Origin of the sequence: Metapseudomonas otitidis, from assembly GCF_900111835.1 — a bacterium.
GTDB lineage: Bacteria > Pseudomonadota > Gammaproteobacteria > Pseudomonadales > Pseudomonadaceae > Metapseudomonas > Metapseudomonas otitidis.
In genome coordinates this window covers 167,134-182,414 of sequence record NZ_FOJP01000007.1, presented here as the reverse complement: position 1 = coordinate 182,414, position 15,281 = coordinate 167,134, and the positions used below count along the sequence as shown (strand labels likewise).

15 protein-coding genes are annotated in these 15,281 nt (G+C 65.4%); 8 read left to right on the top strand and 7 right to left on the bottom strand.

The annotated features are described in order from the left end of the window. The first annotated feature begins 10 nt into the window (after positions 1-10). The 4 genes from trkA (at position 11) to BM198_RS10700 (ending at position 3,846) form a co-directional block, all read left to right on the top strand. Positions 11-1,384 carry a Trk system potassium transporter TrkA gene (gene trkA, locus BM198_RS10715; RefSeq protein ID WP_044410095.1) on the top strand — a complete coding sequence of 458 codons (1,374 nt, stop codon included), beginning with the start codon at positions 11-13 and terminating at the stop codon, positions 1,382-1,384. Between the two features lie 120 nt (positions 1,385-1,504). Beyond that, the gene (locus BM198_RS10710; RefSeq protein WP_083422366.1) at positions 1,505-3,028 is read left to right on the top strand and encodes a TrkH family potassium uptake protein; all 1,524 of its coding nucleotides are present in this window, start codon (positions 1,505-1,507) and stop codon (positions 3,026-3,028) included. A 67-nt stretch (positions 3,029-3,095) separates the two neighbouring features. After that, positions 3,096-3,416: a tetratricopeptide repeat protein gene (locus BM198_RS10705; RefSeq protein WP_074969850.1), complete on the top strand. Its 321-nt coding sequence runs from the start codon at positions 3,096-3,098 to the stop codon at positions 3,414-3,416. Between the two features lies 1 nt (position 3,417). After that, positions 3,418-3,846 (top strand): hypothetical protein, encoded by a 429-nt coding sequence (locus BM198_RS10700; RefSeq protein ID WP_044410089.1) that lies wholly within the window; start codon positions 3,418-3,420, stop codon positions 3,844-3,846. Between the two features lie 29 nt (positions 3,847-3,875). On the opposite strand, the gene BM198_RS10695 is transcribed toward BM198_RS10700, so the two are convergent. From BM198_RS10695 to BM198_RS10685, 3 genes are all read right to left on the bottom strand, one after another. Further along, positions 3,876-4,142, bottom strand: coding sequence for a PilZ domain-containing protein (locus BM198_RS10695; protein WP_044410086.1), 267 nt, complete (start codon positions 4,140-4,142; stop codon positions 3,876-3,878). Between the two features lie 94 nt (positions 4,143-4,236). Further along, entirely contained in the window at positions 4,237-5,124 is an 888-nt protein-coding gene (locus tag BM198_RS10690; protein ID WP_074969848.1) for a lysophospholipid acyltransferase, read from the bottom strand. Between the two features lie 67 nt (positions 5,125-5,191). Next, positions 5,192-5,743, bottom strand: coding sequence for a DNA-3-methyladenine glycosylase I (locus BM198_RS10685; RefSeq protein ID WP_074969846.1), 552 nt, complete (start codon positions 5,741-5,743; stop codon positions 5,192-5,194). Between the two features lie 81 nt (positions 5,744-5,824). On the opposite strand from BM198_RS10685, the gene glyQ reads away from it, so the two are divergent. Genes glyQ through BM198_RS10665 form a run of 4 tightly spaced genes read left to right on the top strand, consistent with a single transcriptional unit; the run spans position 5,825 to position 10,195 of the window. Continuing rightward, positions 5,825-6,772, top strand: coding sequence for a glycine--tRNA ligase subunit alpha (gene glyQ, locus BM198_RS10680; RefSeq protein WP_069561838.1), 948 nt, complete (start codon positions 5,825-5,827; stop codon positions 6,770-6,772). Further along, positions 6,769-8,823, top strand: coding sequence for a glycine--tRNA ligase subunit beta (gene glyS, locus BM198_RS10675; protein WP_044410069.1), 2,055 nt, complete (start codon positions 6,769-6,771; stop codon positions 8,821-8,823). The genes glyQ and glyS overlap by 4 nt, the downstream gene beginning before the upstream one ends. Positions 8,824-8,875: 52 nt before the next feature. Continuing rightward, positions 8,876-9,406: a D-glycero-beta-D-manno-heptose 1,7-bisphosphate 7-phosphatase gene (gene gmhB, locus BM198_RS10670; protein WP_074969844.1), complete on the top strand. Its 531-nt coding sequence runs from the start codon at positions 8,876-8,878 to the stop codon at positions 9,404-9,406. A gap of 15 nt (positions 9,407-9,421) precedes the next feature. Beyond that, positions 9,422-10,195, top strand: a complete 774-nt coding sequence (locus BM198_RS10665; RefSeq protein ID WP_044410063.1) for a lysophospholipid acyltransferase family protein — start codon at positions 9,422-9,424, stop codon at positions 10,193-10,195. A gap of 131 nt (positions 10,196-10,326) precedes the next feature. Here the strand turns inward: BM198_RS10665 and BM198_RS10660 are convergent, their stop codons facing one another. The 4 genes from BM198_RS10660 to dnaN form a co-directional block, all read right to left on the bottom strand. Next, positions 10,327-10,524 carry a hypothetical protein gene (locus BM198_RS10660; RefSeq protein WP_074969842.1) on the bottom strand — a complete coding sequence of 66 codons (198 nt, stop codon included), beginning with the start codon at positions 10,522-10,524 and terminating at the stop codon, positions 10,327-10,329. A gap of 81 nt (positions 10,525-10,605) precedes the next feature. After that, entirely contained in the window at positions 10,606-13,026 is a 2,421-nt protein-coding gene (gyrB, locus tag BM198_RS10655; protein WP_044410057.1) for a DNA topoisomerase (ATP-hydrolyzing) subunit B, read from the bottom strand. Beyond that, entirely contained in the window at positions 13,023-14,132 is a 1,110-nt protein-coding gene (gene recF, locus BM198_RS10650; RefSeq protein WP_074969840.1) for a DNA replication/repair protein RecF, read from the bottom strand. The genes gyrB and recF overlap by 4 nt, the downstream gene beginning before the upstream one ends. 8 nt (positions 14,133-14,140) lie before the next feature. Beyond that, positions 14,141-15,244 carry a DNA polymerase III subunit beta gene (gene dnaN / locus BM198_RS10645; protein ID WP_044410051.1) on the bottom strand — a complete coding sequence of 368 codons (1,104 nt, stop codon included), beginning with the start codon at positions 15,242-15,244 and terminating at the stop codon, positions 14,141-14,143. Positions 15,245-15,281 lie beyond the last annotated feature (37 nt).

Below are 15,281 nucleotides of genomic sequence, written 5' to 3'. Positions count from 1 at the left end.
GGAGCAATCAGTGAAGATCATCATTCTCGGGGCCGGCCAGGTCGGCGGCACCCTCGCGGAACACCTGTCCGGCGAAGCCAACGACATCACCGTGGTCGACACCGACGGCGACCGCCTGCGCGACCTCGGCGATCGCCTGGACATCCGCACCGTGCAGGGCAAGGGCTCGTTCCCCACCGTGCTGCGCCAGGCCGGTGCCGACGACGCCGACATGCTGGTGGCCGTGACCAACAGCGACGAGGTGAACATGGTCGCCTGCCAGGTGGCCTACACCCTGTTCCACACCCCCACCAAGATCGCCCGCGTACGCGAGTCGGCCTACCTGACCCGCGAGGCGCTGTTCGACAACGAGGCCATCCCGGTCGACGTGCTGATCAGCCCCGAGCAGGTGGTCACCAACTACATCAAGCGCCTGATCGAGTACCCCGGCGCCCTGCAGGTGATCGACTTCGCCGAGGGCAAGGCCCAGCTGGTGGGCGTCCGTGCCTACTACGGCGGCCCGCTGGTGGGCCAGGAGCTGCGCCAGATCCGCGAGCACATGCCCAGCGTCGACACGCGCGTGGCGGCCATCTTCCGCCGCAACCGGCCGATCATCCCCAAGGGCGACACCGTGATCGAGGCGGACGACGAGGTGTTCTTCATCGCTGCCAAGGCCCACATCCGCGCGGTGATGAGTGAGCTGCGCCGCCTGGAGGACAGCTACAAGCGCGTGGTCATCGCCGGCGGCGGCAACATCGGCGAGCGCCTGGCCGAGGCCATCGAGAGCCGTTACCAGGTGAAGATCATCGAGATGAACCCGGCCCGCTGCCGCTACCTGTCGGACACCCTCGACAGCACCGTGGTGCTGCAGGGCAGCGCTTCGGACCGCGACCTGCTGGTGGAAGAGAACATCAACGACGCCGACATCTTCCTGGCCCTGACCAACGACGACGAGGCCAACATCATGTCCTCGCTGCTGGCCAAGCGGCTCGGAGCGCGCAAGGTGATGACCCTCATCAACAACCCCGCCTACGTGGACCTGGTGCAGGGCGGCGAGATCGACATTGCCCTCAGCCCCCAGCTCGCCACCATCGGCACCCTGCTCACCCACGTGCGCCGGGGCGACATCGTCAGCGTGCACTCCCTGCGCCGGGGCGCGGCCGAAGCCATCGAGGCCATCGCCCACGGCGACGCCAAGTCGAGCAAGGTGGTGGGCAAGATGATCGAGGACATCGCCCTGCCGCCGGGCACCACCATCGGCGCGGTGATCCGTGACGACGAGGTGCTGATCGCCCACGACGACACGGTGATCGAGTCCGGCGACCACGTGATCCTCTTCCTCGTGGACAAGAAGTACATCCGCGACGTGGAGCGGCTGTTCCAGGTCGGCCTGACCTTCTTCTGACGCCGCCAACCGGGCGCGCGCGGTATCCAGATACCGGCCGCCCGGTTTTCAGCCACTTCCTACATCCCCTCCCTGCGAGCCGGCGGTAGGGTTCGGACCCTCCCGTTCCGAGGGCCCGCCATGTCCCGCTTCGAACCCCTCCTGCCGCTGCGCCAGAACACTTACCTGCCTAACGCCGTGACCGGACGAGCCCAGCGCCATGCGGTGATCCGCCGGATCCTCGGCGTGCTGCTGATGCTGTTCAGCAGCACCCAACTGCCGCCCTTGCTGATCGACCTGTACTACGGCGAAGGCGCCTGGCAGGGCTTTCTGATGGCGCTGCTGATCACCCTGAGCATCGGCCTGCTCATCTGGCTACCGGTGCGCGGTGCCAACGGGGACCTGAAGATCCGCGACGGCTACCTGATCACCGCGCTGTTCTGGACCGTGCTCGGCACCTTCGGCTGCATTCCCTTCCTGCTCATCGACACGCCGCGCATGGGCCTGGTGGACGCGCTGTTCGAGTCCGTCTCGGGCATCAGCACCACCGGGGCGACCGTACTCACCGGGCTCGACCAGCTGCCCAAGGCGGTCCTCTACTACCGCCAGCAGCTGCAGTGGTTCGGCGGGATGGGGATCATCGTCCTCGCGGTGGCGATCATGCCCATGCTCGGCATCGGCGGAATGCAGCTGTACCGCGCCGAGATGCCCGGCCCGCTGAAGGAGCAGAAGCTCTCGCCACGCATCGCGGAAACCGCGCGCACCCTGTGGCTGATCTACTGCGGCCTGACCCTGGCCTGTGCGCTGGCGTACTGGGCCGCCGGGATGAGCCTGTTCGACGCCATCTGCCACAGCTTCTCCACCATCGCCATCGGCGGCTTCTCCACCCACGACGCCAGCATCGGCTACTTCGACAGTCCGCTGGTGGAGGCGGTGTGCATGTTCTTCCTGGTGGTCTCGGGGGTGAACTTCGGCCTGCACTTTCTCGCCTGGCGACAGCGCAGCCTGCGGCACTACCTGCGCGACGCGGAATGCCGCGCGTACCTGTTGCTGCTGCTGGGCACCTTCGTGATCTGCGCCACCACGCTCATCGTCCACCAGCACTACGAGGCGCCGCTGCAATCGATCCGCTATGCCGCGTTCATGGTGGTCTCGGTGGCCACCACCACCGGCTTCGGCCTGGCCGACTTCAGCACCTGGCCGACCCTGCTGCCGCACCTGCTGCTCTACACCACCTTCATCGGCGCCTGCGCCGGCTCCACCGGCGGCGGCATGAAAGTGATGCGCATCCTGCTGGTGCTGCGCCAAGGGGTGCGGGAGTTCCAGCGGCTGCTGCACCCCAACGGGGTGTTCACCCTCAAGCTGGGGCGCCGTCAAATTCCAGAGCGGGTGGTGGAGTCGGTCTGGGCCTTTTGCTCCATCTACCTGATGACCTTCGTGGTGCTGCTCCTGCTGCTGATGGCCATGGGGCTGGACCAGCTCACCGCCTTCTCCACCCTGGCCTCCTGCATGAACAACCTGGGCCCGGCCCTGGGCGAGGCGGCGGCGCACTACGGCAACCTGCCCGATGGCGCCAAGCTGGTATTGAGCCTGGCCATGGTGCTGGGGCGGCTGGAGGTGTTCTCCCTGCTGATCCTGCTCAGCCCGGCCTTCTGGCGGTTCTGAGCCTTGGGGTTGGGTGCTCGCGTCGATCAGGGTAGGGTGAGCGCCTCGACAGCCCGGGGACAGGACCATGATCGATTCACTGGAGAAAATGCTCGCCAAGGGCGTGGACAACGCGCTGCTGCGCTTCGGCCTGGGCAAGGGCTACCTCGACCAGGGTGATGCGACGGCGGCGGCGCTGCACCTGCAACGCTGCGTCGAGCAGGACCCAGCCTACTCGGCCGCCTGGAAGCTGCTGGGCAAGGCACTGGAGAGCAACGGTGACAGTGAGGGGGCTCGCCAGGCCTGGGAGCAGGGCCTGAGCGCCGCGCAGGCCAAGGGCGACAAGCAGGCGGAGAAGGAGATGGGGGTGTTCCTCAAGCGCCTCGCCCGCCGCCAGGGAGGGCAGTGACATGGTGCGCACCGTGCTCGCCCTGGGGATTGCGGCGTTCGCCTTGGATGGCGTCGCTGCCCAACCGGTGCCGCCCTACCAGGTCGATTCGATCAAGCCACCGATACTGGAAGCCCCGCCTTCGGCCGAACCCGCCCTGACCGAAGCCTGCCGCGCCTGGAAGCTGGACGCGCGGGGTGCCAGCCGCTTCTTCACCCTGGCCGAGTTGCTGGACGGCGTGGTGCTGCACCACGCGTTCTCCTGGGTGCCCTGCAGCATCGAGGGGCGCCTGCATGACGGCCGCGGCCAGGTGTGGAACTTCCGCATCAACGGCGGCGCCACGGCAACGACCTGGCGCGGTGAAGGGCCGACCCGGGAGGAGTATCGCTGGGGCTGCCGTCGTCAGGCGTGCGAACCACTGGTGCTGCTGACGGCGGACGAGGAAGGCTAGGGGGATTTCCGGGAGCGGTTGGTAGCGGATCAGGACTCGACGAAGCGCAGGCCGACACCCTCGGCGTCCACCCGCATGATCTCCATCTGCAGGATCGGCGCTTCGAAGGGCAGGTCCTGCACCTGGCCGGTGAGGATGGTGCCCACCGGCAGGGCCACCAGGTCCGGGTGGCGGACGTACACGCCGCCGTCCGACAGGTCGCGGGTCTGGGCGAAGAGATCCCCGAAGCTCTCGTGACTGATCTTGATCCGGCACTTCATCGGCGTACGGGGATGCTGGCGCTGGTTGGAGGACATCGCGACACACCTTGGATTGGTCTGAGCGGTTTTTAGCCTAAAACCACCGACTCGCCCAGCAGAAGACGCAAAAAAGGCGCCGAGGCGCCTTTTCTCAATACCAGCGGGCTTCGCCCTCGGGGCGCTTCTTGAAGCGCTTCATGCTCCACATGTACTGGGTCGGGTAGGTGCGCACGTAGCGCTCCACCACGGCGCTCATCGCCGCCACGCCTTCTTCCACGTTGTCGCTGTACATCCCCTCCGGCGCAGCTTCGAGGATGACCTTGAAGCCGGAGCCATCCGGCAGGCGCAACGCATGCAGGAACACCCCGCGCGCCTTGCCGCCGGCGAGCATGCCGGGGACGAACTTGCTGGTCAGCGCCAGGGTGCCGAGGAAGGGCACGAACACGCCGGCGGACAGGCTCGGTTCCGGGTCGGCCGGAATGCCCACCGCGCCGCCCCGACGCACTTCCTTGATGACGCTGAGGATGCCTTCCTTGGTGGACGGCGCGACGCGGTTGCCGAGCTGCACGCGCTGCTTCTGCAGCAGTTCGTCCACGGCCTTCAGCTTCGGCGGGCGGTAGAAGATGATCGGTTTGCACTGGGCACAGTAGAAGTGGTTCAGCACCTCCCAGTTGCCCAGGTGACTGGTGATGCCCACCACGCCCTTGCCGCTGGCCAATGCCTCGTGCAGCACCTCCAGGCCTTCCACTTCGCGCACCAGGCCGATGGACTTCTCCGCCGGCCAAATCCAGGCGCAGGCGCTTTCGGTGAGGGTGCGACCGATGTCCATCAGGCTCTGGCCGACACGCTGGTCGAGCTCGGTCGGGGACAGTTCCGGAAAGCACTTGGCGAGGTTGATCCGCGTGACCTCGCGGGAGCGGTTGGGCAGCTTCCACATCAGCCAGCCGATTGCCGCGCCCACGGCTTGTACGGCCCGCCAGGGCAGCAGGGCGAAGAGGCGCAGGAAGCCGACCACGAGGGCGCCTTTGAGCTTGTCCACAGGCAACTCCAGGGCAAGGAAAAGCGCGCATTCTACCGTGACGCGCGCTCAGGTGCGGGACGGACCGTCAGCCCGCCAGGTGAGGATGCCGATCGCAGTCGAGGGTGTGGTCCATGACCATGCCGGTGGCCTGCATGAAGGCGTAGCAGATGGTCGGCCCGACAAAGGTGAAGCCCAGCTTGCGCAGCGCCTTGCTCATCGCCTCGGCCTCGGCCGTCACCGCCGGCACCTCGCTGCGGTCGACGAAGCGGTTGATCCGTGGTGCGCCGCCGACGAAGGACCAAAGCAGGGCGGAGGGGTCCTCCAGGCGCAGCCAGGCCTGGGCGTTCTGCCGGGCCGCGCGCAGCTTGGCGCGGTTGCGGATGATGCCCGGGTCCTGCATGCGCACCTCGATTTCCTCGTCGGTCATCTGCGCCAGGCGCTGTGGGTCGAAACCGAACAGCACCTCGCGGTAGCGGGCACGCTTCTTCAGCACCGTGATCCACGACAGGCCGGCCTGGAAACCCTCCAGCAACAGCATCTCGAACAGCGCCCCGGCATCCCGTTGGGGCACGCCCCATTCCTGGTCGTGGTAGGCGATGTAGAGGGGGTCTTCGTTGCACCAGAAGCAGCGTGGCATAAGGCTTTCCATGCGGTTGCGGCGGGTCGGATCGGGTATACTCGCGCCCTTTCAGTCGAATACCCAGCACAGGTGAAATTCGTGAGCCAGACTACGCCCGCCGTGCGCACCTTCCAAGACCTGATCCTCGCCCTGCAGCAGTACTGGGCCGAGCAGGGCTGCGTGGTGCTCCAGCCCTACGACATGGAAGTGGGCGCCGGTACCTTCCACACCGCCACCTTCCTCCGCGCCATCGGCCCGGAGACCTGGAACGCCGCCTACGTGCAGCCCTCGCGCCGCCCCACTGACGGCCGCTACGGCGAGAACCCCAACCGCCTGCAGCACTACTACCAGTTCCAGGTGGTCCTGAAGCCCAACCCGGAGAACTTCCAGGAGCTGTACCTGGGCTCCCTGAAGGCCATCGGCATCGACCCGCTGGTGCACGACATCCGCTTCGTCGAGGACAACTGGGAGTCTCCCACCCTCGGCGCCTGGGGCCTGGGTTGGGAAATCTGGCTGAACGGCATGGAAGTCACCCAGTTCACCTACTTCCAGCAGGTCGGCGGCATCGAGTGCTACCCGGTGACCGGCGAGATCACCTATGGCCTGGAGCGCCTGGCCATGTACCTGCAGGGCGTGGACTCGGTCTATGACCTGGTGTGGACCGACGGCCCCTTCGGCGTGGTCACCTACGGCGACGTGTTCCACCAGAACGAAGTGGAGCAGTCCACCTTCAACTTCGAGCACGCCAACGTGCCGAAGCTGTTCGAACTCTTCGACTTCTACGAGAGCGAGGCCAACCGCCTGATCGAGCTGCAGCTGCCGCTGCCGACCTACGAGATGGTCCTCAAGGCCTCCCACACCTTCAATCTGCTGGATGCCCGCCGCGCCATCTCCGTGACCGAGCGCCAGCGCTACATCCTGCGCGTGCGCACCCTGGCCCGCGCCGTGGCCCAGAGCTACCTGCAGGCGCGCGCGCGCCTGGGCTTCCCCATGGCGACCCCCGAACTGCGTGACGAAGTACTGGCCAAGCTGGAGGCGGCAGAATGAGTGCACAAGATTTCCTCGTCGAACTGGGCACCGAAGAGCTGCCGCCCAAGGCCCTCAAGTCCCTGGGTGACGCCTTCCTCGCCGGCATCCTCGGTGGCCTCAAGACGGCTGGCCTGAGCCACGGCGCCGCCCGCGTCTACGCCGCGCCGCGCCGCCTGGCGGTGCTGGTCGAGCAACTGGCCACCCAGCAGCCCGACCGCAGCGTCAACCTCGACGGCCCGCCGCTGCAGGCCGCCTTCGACGCCGCCGGCAACCCGACCCAGGCCGCCCTCGGCTTCGCCAAGAAGTGCGGCGTCGACCTGGCACAGATCGACACCAGCGGGCCGAAGCTGAAGTTCAGCCAGACCATCCCCGGCCAACCCGCCAAGGGCCTGCTGGCCGGCATCGTCGAGGCCTCCCTGGCCGCCCTGCCGATTCCCAAGCGCATGCGCTGGGCTGCTCGCCGCGAAGAGTTCGTGCGCCCGACCCAGTGGCTGGTGATGCTCTTCGGCGATGACGTGGTGGACTGCGAGATCCTCGCCCAGAAGGCGGGCCGCGAGTCCCGTGGCCACCGCTTCCACAACCCCGCGAACATCCGCATCAGCAAGCCTTCCAGCTATCTGGAGGACCTGCGCGCCGCCTACGTGCTGGCCGACTTCGCCGAGCGCCGCGAGCTGATCGCCAAGCGCGTCGACCAACTGGCTGCCGAGCAGAAGGGCAGCGCCGTGGTACCGGCGGACCTGCTGGACGAGGTGACGGCACTGGTCGAGTGGCCGGTGCCGCTGGTGTGCTCGTTCGAGGAGCGCTTCCTCGAAGTGCCCCAGGAAGCCCTGATCACCACCATGCAGGACAACCAGAAGTACTTCTGCCTGCTGGATGCCAACGGCAAGCTGCTGCCGCGCTTCATCACCGTGGCCAACGTCGAGAGCAAGGACCCGGCGCAGATCATCTCGGGCAACGAGAAGGTCGTGCGTCCGCGCCTGACCGACGCCGAGTTCTTCTTCAAGCAGGACAAGAAGCAGAAGCTGGAAACCTTCAACGAGCGCCTGAAGAACGTGGTGTTCCAGGCCCAGCTCGGCACCGTGTACGAGAAGGCCGAGCGCGTTTCCGCACTGGCCGCCCACATCGCCGAGCGCGTCGGCGCCGACCCGGTGAAAGCCGCCCGTGCCGGCATCCTCGCCAAGTGCGACCTGGCCACCGAGATGGTCGGCGAGTTCCCGGAAATGCAGGGCATCGCCGGCTACTACTACGCCCTGAACGACGGTGAAGCGGACGACGTCGCCCACGCCCTGAACGAGCAGTACATGCCGCGTGGCGCCGGCGCCGAGCTGCCGCAGACCCTGACCGGTGCTGCGCTGGCGGTGGCCGACAAGCTGGACACCCTGGTGGGTATCTTCGGCATCGGCATGCTGCCCACCGGCAGCAAGGACCCCTTCGCCCTGCGCCGCCAGGCCCTCGGCGTACTGCGCATCCTGATCGAGAAGAAGCTGGACCTGGACCTGGACGACGCCGTCGGCTTCGCCATCGCCCAGTACGGCGACAAGGTGAAGGCGGACGGCCTGGCCACCCAGGTGCTGGACTTCATCTTCGACCGCCTGCGCGCCCGCTACGAAGACGAAGGCGTGGACGTGGCGGTGTACCTCTCCGTCCGTGCCCTCAAGCCGACCTCGGCCCTGGACTTCGACCAGCGCGTGCAAGCCGTGCAGGCCTTCCGCGCCCTGCCCGAAGCCGCAGCCCTGGCCGCCGCCAACAAGCGCGTCTCCAACCTGCTGGGCAAGGCCGAAGGCGAAGTACCGGCCGTGGTCGACAGCGCCCTGCTGCAGGAAGACGCCGAGAAGGCCCTTGCCGCAGCCGTGGCAGAGGCCGAGCGTGCCGTCGCCCCCATGGCAGCCGCCCGTTGCTACAGCGAAGCCCTGGGCCGCCTGGCGAGCCTGCGCGAGCCGGTGGATGCGTTCTTCGAGGCGGTGATGGTCAACGTCGATGACGCGGCCGTCCGTGCGAACCGCTACGCCCTGCTGGCGAAGCTGCGCGGCCTGTTCCTCGGCGCCGCCGACATCTCCGTTCTCGGCTAAAGGCTGAGCCAACCGCAGGCGACACGCCTGCGGTTGGCTGACAGGACGCACCATGAAATTGCTCATCCTCGACCGCGACGGCGTCATCAACCATGACTCCGACGCCTACATCAAAAGCCTCGATGAATGGATCCCGATCCCGGGCGCCATCGAGGCCATTGCGCGCCTCTCGCGTGCGGGCTGGACCGTGGCCGTGGCCACCAACCAGTCGGGCATCGCGCGTGGCTACTACCCCCTGGAAACCCTCGACGCCATGCATGCGCGGCTGCGTGAGCGGGTGGCGGAGCAGGGCGGCGACGTCGGCCTGATCGTCCATTGCCCCCACGGGCCCGACGACGGCTGCGATTGCCGCAAACCCAAGCCGGGCATGCTGCTGCAGATTGCCGAGCACTACGGCGTACCGTTGGGCGGCATCTGGTTCGTCGGCGACAGCAGCGGTGACCTGGAGGCGGCCAGAGCCGTCGATTGTCAGCCTGTGCTGGTTAGAACCGGCAAGGGCGAGCGAACCCTGGCCAAAGGCGTGCCCGGGGACGTCCTCGTATTCGACGACCTGGCGGCCGTCGCCAACCATCTCCTCAGTTAGCCAAGGCAAGGAACCATGACGACAGTGCAGGCCATCAGAACCGTCCTCTTCTACCTGCTGCTGTCGTCCAGTGCCTTCGTCTGGGGCACGATCAGCTTCCTGGTCGCACCCTTCCTGCCGTTCCGCGCACGCTACCGCTTCGTGATCTGGCGCTGGTGCCGCTTCGCGGTCTGGCTGGCCAAGGTGGTGGCGGGTGTCGACTACCGCGTTGGGGGCATGGAGAACATTCCGCAGACGCCCTGCGTGATCCTCTCCAAGCACCAGAGCACCTGGGAAACCTTCTTCCTCTCCGGCTTCTTCGAACCCCTCAGCCAGGTGGTGAAGCGCGAGCTGCTCTACGTGCCGTTCTTCGGCTGGGCAATGGCCCTGCTGCGCCCCATCGCCATCGACCGCAGCAACCCCAAGGCTGCGCTCAAGCAGCTCGCCAGCCAGGGCGACGAGCGCCTGCGCCAGGGGGCCTGGGTGCTGGTGTTCCCGGAAGGAACCCGGGTTCCGGTGGGGCAGATGGGCAAGTTCTCCCGCGGCGGCACTGCACTGGCAGTCAACGCAGGGCTGCCGGTGTTGCCGGTAGCGCACAACGCCGGGCTGTTCTGGCCCAAGGTGGGCTGGGCCAAGTACCCCGGCACCATCCAGGTGGAGATAGGCCCGGCGATGTACGCAGAAGGGGAGGGGCCTCGTGCCATTGCCGAGCTGAACGACCGCGCCTACGCCTGGGTCGAGCAGGCCCAGCAGCGGATCGAAGGCGCCGCCCCCCAGCCTGTGGAAGCGGCGGATTCCACGCCTGCCTGATCTGTTGAAAAGCTGTGGATAAAAATCCCGGCAATTGATTGTTTCCTGCCTGAGGCCCGCGTCAGTCGGGCCTCACAGCTTTCCTCTGGAAAACCGACGATTGGTGCATAAGCTGATTGCCCGGACGGGATTCAGCGCTTCAGATAGCGCGATTCCAGTGCATTGAAACAGCGCACCAGGCGATCCCGCTCCACACCGGGAAATGCCTTCTCGAACTGCACCATCAGCACGCCGACCTTTACCCTGCCGCTGCGCAGCTGTCGCTCGAGATAGTCCATCAGCACGTCATCGCTGACGGGCGCCTCCGGCGAGCCTTGGGTTTCCTGCATGAGGTGCACTCCTTTCCTGTTCCCAATAAAAAGCCCCGGCACAGGGCCGGGGCTGGAAGCATAGCCAAGCACTCGGGTGGGTTATACGTCGAGGTTGGACACCGCCAGAGCGTTGCTCTCGATGAAGTCGCGGCGGGGTTCCACCGCATCGCCCATCAGGGTGTTGAAGATCTGGTCCGCGGCGATCGCGTCCTCGATGGTCACCTTGAGCATGCGGCGGACGTTCGGGTCCATGGTGGTTTCCCACAGCTGCTCCGGGTTCATCTCGCCAAGGCCTTTGTATCGCTGGATGGTGTGGCGCTTGGTGCTTTCGGTCATCAACCAGGCCAGGGCGTCCTTGAAGCTGCTGACGGGCTTGCGACGCTCGCCACGCTGCACGTAGGCCCCCTCTTCCAGCAGGCTGTTGAGCTGCTCGCCGAGGGTAGTGACCTGGCGGTAATCATTGCTGGCGAAGAAGTCGCGGTTGAAGGTCACGTAGTGCGACAGGCCATGAGCGGTCTGCTGGACTTCGGGCAGCCACAGGTGGCGCTCGCGGTCTTCACGCAGGCTGATGGAATAGGTCAGGCCGGACTTCTCCGCGCCCTTCAGGCGCTCTTCGAACTGCTTGAGCCAGCCCTCCATCGCGCCCTGGTCGGACAGCTGCTCCACGCTGACGCGGGGCAGGTAGACCATGTGCTCGGTGAGCTCCTGCGGGTACAGGCGGGACAGACGCTTGAGGGTGCGCATGACGGCGCGGTATTCGTTGACCAGACGCTCCAGGGCTTCGCCCGACAGGCCCGGGGCGTTCTCGTTGACGTGCAGGCTGGCGTCTTCCAGGGCCGACTGGGTCATGTACTCGTCCATGGCCTCGTCGTCCTTGATGTACTGCTCCTGCTTGCCACGCTTGACCTTGTACAGGGGCGGCTGGGCGATGTAGACGTAGCCGCGCTCGATCAGCTCCGGCATCTGACGGAAGAAGAACGTCAGCAGCAGGGTACGGATGTGCGAACCGTCCACGTCGGCGTCGGTCATGATGATGATGTTGTGGTAGCGCAGTTTCTCGATGTTGTACTCCTCGCGCCCGATCCCGCAGCCCAGCGCGGTGATCAGGGTGCCGACTTCCTGGGAGGACAGCATCTTGTCGAAACGGGCCTTTTCCACGTTGAGGATCTTGCCCTTCAGCGGGAGGATGGCCTGGGTCCTGCGGTTGCGGCCTTGCTTGGCCGAGCCACCCGCGGAGTCACCCTCCACGATGTAGAGTTCGGAAAGGGCAGGGTCCTTCTCCTGGCAGTCGGCGAGCTTGCCGGGCAGGCCGGCGATGTCCAGGGCGCCCTTGCGGCGTGTCATCTCGCGGGCCTTGCGCGCAGCCTCACGGGCACGGGCGGCGTCGATCATCTTGCCGACGACGGCCTTGGCTTCGTTGGGGTTCTCCAGCAGGAAGTCGGCGAAGTACTTGCCCATTTCCTGCTCAACGGCGGTCTTCACCTCGCTGGAGACCAGCTTGTCCTTGGTCTGCGAGCTGAACTTGGGGTCCGGCACCTTGACCGAGATGATGGCGGTCAGGCCTTCGCGGGCATCGTCACCGGTGGTGGCGATCTTGTACTTCTTCGCCAGGCCTTCCTGCTCGATGTAGTTGTTCAGGTGACGGGTGAGGGCAGAGCGGAAGCCTGCCAGGTGGGTACCGCCGTCACGCTGGGGAATGTTGTTGGTGAAGCAGAGGATGTTCTCGTTGAAGCTGTCGTTCCACTGCAGCGCCACCTCGACACCCACGCCGTCTTCTTCGCGCTGGATGTTGAAGTGGAAGACCTCATTGACGATGGTCTTGTTGGTGTTCAGGTATTCGACGAAGGCTTTCAGGCCGCCCTCGTACTTGAACATTTCTTCCTTCCCGCTGCGCTCGTCACGCAGGAGGATGCCCACGCCGGAGTTGAGGAAGGACAGTTCGCGCAGACGCTTGGCGAGGATGTCCCAGCTGAAATGGATATTGGTGAAGGTCTCGGCAGAGGCCTTGAAGTGCACCTCGGTACCGGTTCCGTCGGTCTCGCCAACGGCACGCAGGGCGAACTGGGGAACGCCGTGGCGATAGATCTGCTCCCAGACCTGGCCTGCACGGCGAATGGTCAGGCGCAGCTCCTCGGACAGGGCGTTGACCACGGAAACCCCCACGCCGTGGAGGCCACCGGACACCTTGTAGGTGTTGTCGTCGAACTTACCGCCGGCGTGGAGCACGGTCATGATGACCTCGGCAGCGGAGACCCCTTCTTCCTTGTGGATATCCACCGGAATGCCGCGGCCGTTGTCACGGACGGTGATCGACTCATCGGTGTGGATGGTGATGCTGATCTCGGAGCAGTAACCCGCCAGGGCTTCGTCGATGGAGTTGTCCACCACTTCGAAGACCATGTGGTGCAGACCGGTCCCATCGTCGGTATCGCCGATGTACATACCCGGGCGCTTGCGTACGGCGTCCAGTCCCTTCAGCACCTTGATGCTGGAAGAGTCGTACGTGTTGTTCTCGCTCATGCTTCACTCCGATGATCAAAGGTCTGGGTGATACCACCATGTTCCACGTGGAACATGGCTACCGGCGTATCCGTTCGCCAGCCGTCCCTCATTAGTTCGTGATCGACGCAGGTGATGAATACCTGGCAATCCAATTCGTCCAGCAAACGGCAAAGGGCGCGCCGGTGCTGTTCATCCAGTTCAGACGGAAGGTCGTCCACCAGATAGATGCATTGGCCATGTTTGGCCTGGTTGAGCAGGTGCCCCTGGGCGATGCGCAACGCGCAGACCACCAGCTTCTGCTGGCCTCGGGAAAGAATCTCGGCGGCGTTATGCCCGCCTAATCGCAATCGCAGGTCGGCGCGCTGGGGGCCGGCTTGGGTATGCCCCATTTGCTGGTCGCGGAGAAGGGAAGTGGCCAGCACATCGGCAAGCTCCTTGTCCTTGTCCCATCCGCGGTAATAGCTGAGGGTGAGCCCTTCGATCTGTACCAGCTCCTGCAAGGTGCGTTCGAAAACCGGCTTCAACGCCTGGATGTAGGCCCGTCGATAGCCATCGATTTCCGCACTTGCGAGGGTCAGCTCACGGTCCCAGACCGCCTGCGAAACGGCGTCAAGTGTACCATGCCGGAGCCACGAGTTCCGCTGCCTCAGGGCCTTCTGCAGGCGCTGCCAGGCGGGGAGAAAACGAGGTTCCACGTGGAACACTCCCCAGTCGAGAAACTGCCGACGAATCTTTGGAGCACCTTCCAGAAGACGGAAGCTGTCCGGATTGATGACTTGAAGCGGCAAGGTTTCGGCAAGCTGAGCAGCGCTCTTGGCATTCTGCCCGTCGATTCGAATCTGGAACTCCCCATTCCGCTCCCGGGATATGCCCAGGCTGCTGCTACGCCCCTCCAGGAGTTCGACCTGGCCGAAGACGGTACAGGCTGGCTGGTCGTGCTGGATGACAGGCTGCAGCTTGTTGCTGCGGAAGGATCGGGCAAGCCCGAGCAGGTAGATGGCTTCGAGCAGGCTGGTCTTACCGCTGCCGTTGTCGCCATGGATGATGTTGATGCGGGGGGAGGGGGAGAGCGTCACCGGGTGCAGGTTTCGCACCGCGGTGACGGTGACGCGGCTGAGGGACATCGAGCGTGTTACAGGCGCATCGGCATGACGACATAGGAAGAGTCGTCGTTGTCGGCTTCCTGGAGCAGGGCGCTGCTGTTGGAGTCGGACAGGATGAGGCGCACCTGGTCGGTGGTCATCACACCCAGCACGTCGAGCAGGTAGCTGACGTTGAAACCGATCTCCAGGTTGCTGCCGCCGTACTCGACGGCCACTTCCTCTTCCGCCTCTTCCTGCTCCGGGTTGTTGGCCTGGATCTTCAGCAGGCCGGCCGCCAGTTGCAGGCGAATACCACGGTACTTCTCGTTGGACAGGATCGCGGTACGGCTGAAGGCCTCACGCAGAGCCTGGCGATCACCGACGACCAGCTTGTCGCCGCCACGGGGCAGCACACGCTCGTAGTCCGGGAACTTGCCGTCGACCAGCTTGGAGGTGAAGGTGAACTCGCCGGTGGTGGCACGGATGTGGTGCTGGCCAAGCACGATGCGGACTTCGCCATCCTGCTCTGTGAGCAGGCGAGCCAGTTCGAGGATGCCCTTGCGCGGCACGATCACCTGGTGACGATCCACACCTTCGATGCCAGCCTGCATGGCGCACATCGCCAGGCGGTGGCCATCGGTGGCAACAGCACGCAGCACGCCGGCGTTCACTTCCAGCAGCATGCCGTTGAGGTAGTAGCGCACGTCCTGCTGGGCCATGGCGAAGCTGGTGCGTTCGATCAGACGACGCAGCTTGCTCTGCACCAGGCTGAAGTTCAGCGAGCCCGGGCCTTCTTCCACGGTGGGGAAGTCATTGGCAGGCAGGGTGGAGAGGGTGAACTTGCTCCGGCCGGCCTTGATCAGCAGCTTCTGCTCGTCGACGCGGATATCGATCAGCGCATCGCTGGGCAGGCTCTTGCAGATGTCCATCAGCTTGCGCGCCGGTACGGTGATCTCACCCGGCTCAGCCGCTTCTTCGAGGACTACGCGCCCGACCAGCTCGACCTCAAGGTCGGTACCGGTCAGCGACAGCTGCTGGCCTTCAACCACCAGCAACACATTGGAGAGGACCGGCAAGGTCTGGCGGCGCTCGACGACGCCGGCGACCAGTTGCAGGGGTTTCAACAGGGCTTCGCGTTGAATGGTGAAATGCATGGTCTAGTCCCTTGCCTCAATGGGCTGCGCTTGAACG

Excerpts from the sequence above, each read along its gene's own strand:
- BM198_RS10710 (WP_083422366.1), top strand. The coding sequence starts at position 1,505 with ATGTCCCGCTTCGAACCCCTCCTGCCGCTGCGCCAGAACACTTACCTG.
- BM198_RS10705 (WP_074969850.1), top strand. The coding sequence starts at position 3,096 with ATGATCGATTCACTGGAGAAAATGCTCGCCAAGGGCGTGGACAACGCG.
- BM198_RS10700 (WP_044410089.1), top strand. The coding sequence starts at position 3,418 with ATGGTGCGCACCGTGCTCGCCCTGGGGATTGCGGCGTTCGCCTTGGAT.
- BM198_RS10695 (WP_044410086.1), bottom strand. The coding sequence starts at position 4,142 with ATGTCCTCCAACCAGCGCCAGCATCCCCGTACGCCGATGAAGTGCCGG.
- BM198_RS10685 (WP_074969846.1), bottom strand. The coding sequence starts at position 5,743 with ATGCCACGCTGCTTCTGGTGCAACGAAGACCCCCTCTACATCGCCTAC.
- glyS (WP_044410069.1), top strand. The coding sequence starts at position 6,769 with ATGAGTGCACAAGATTTCCTCGTCGAACTGGGCACCGAAGAGCTGCCG.
- gmhB (WP_074969844.1), top strand. The coding sequence starts at position 8,876 with ATGAAATTGCTCATCCTCGACCGCGACGGCGTCATCAACCATGACTCC.
- BM198_RS10665 (WP_044410063.1), top strand. The coding sequence starts at position 9,422 with ATGACGACAGTGCAGGCCATCAGAACCGTCCTCTTCTACCTGCTGCTG.
- BM198_RS10660 (WP_074969842.1), bottom strand. The coding sequence starts at position 10,524 with ATGCAGGAAACCCAAGGCTCGCCGGAGGCGCCCGTCAGCGATGACGTG.
- gyrB (WP_044410057.1), bottom strand. The coding sequence starts at position 13,026 with ATGAGCGAGAACAACACGTACGACTCTTCCAGCATCAAGGTGCTGAAG.
- recF (WP_074969840.1), bottom strand. The coding sequence starts at position 14,132 with ATGTCCCTCAGCCGCGTCACCGTCACCGCGGTGCGAAACCTGCACCCG.
- dnaN (WP_044410051.1), bottom strand. The coding sequence starts at position 15,244 with ATGCATTTCACCATTCAACGCGAAGCCCTGTTGAAACCCCTGCAACTG.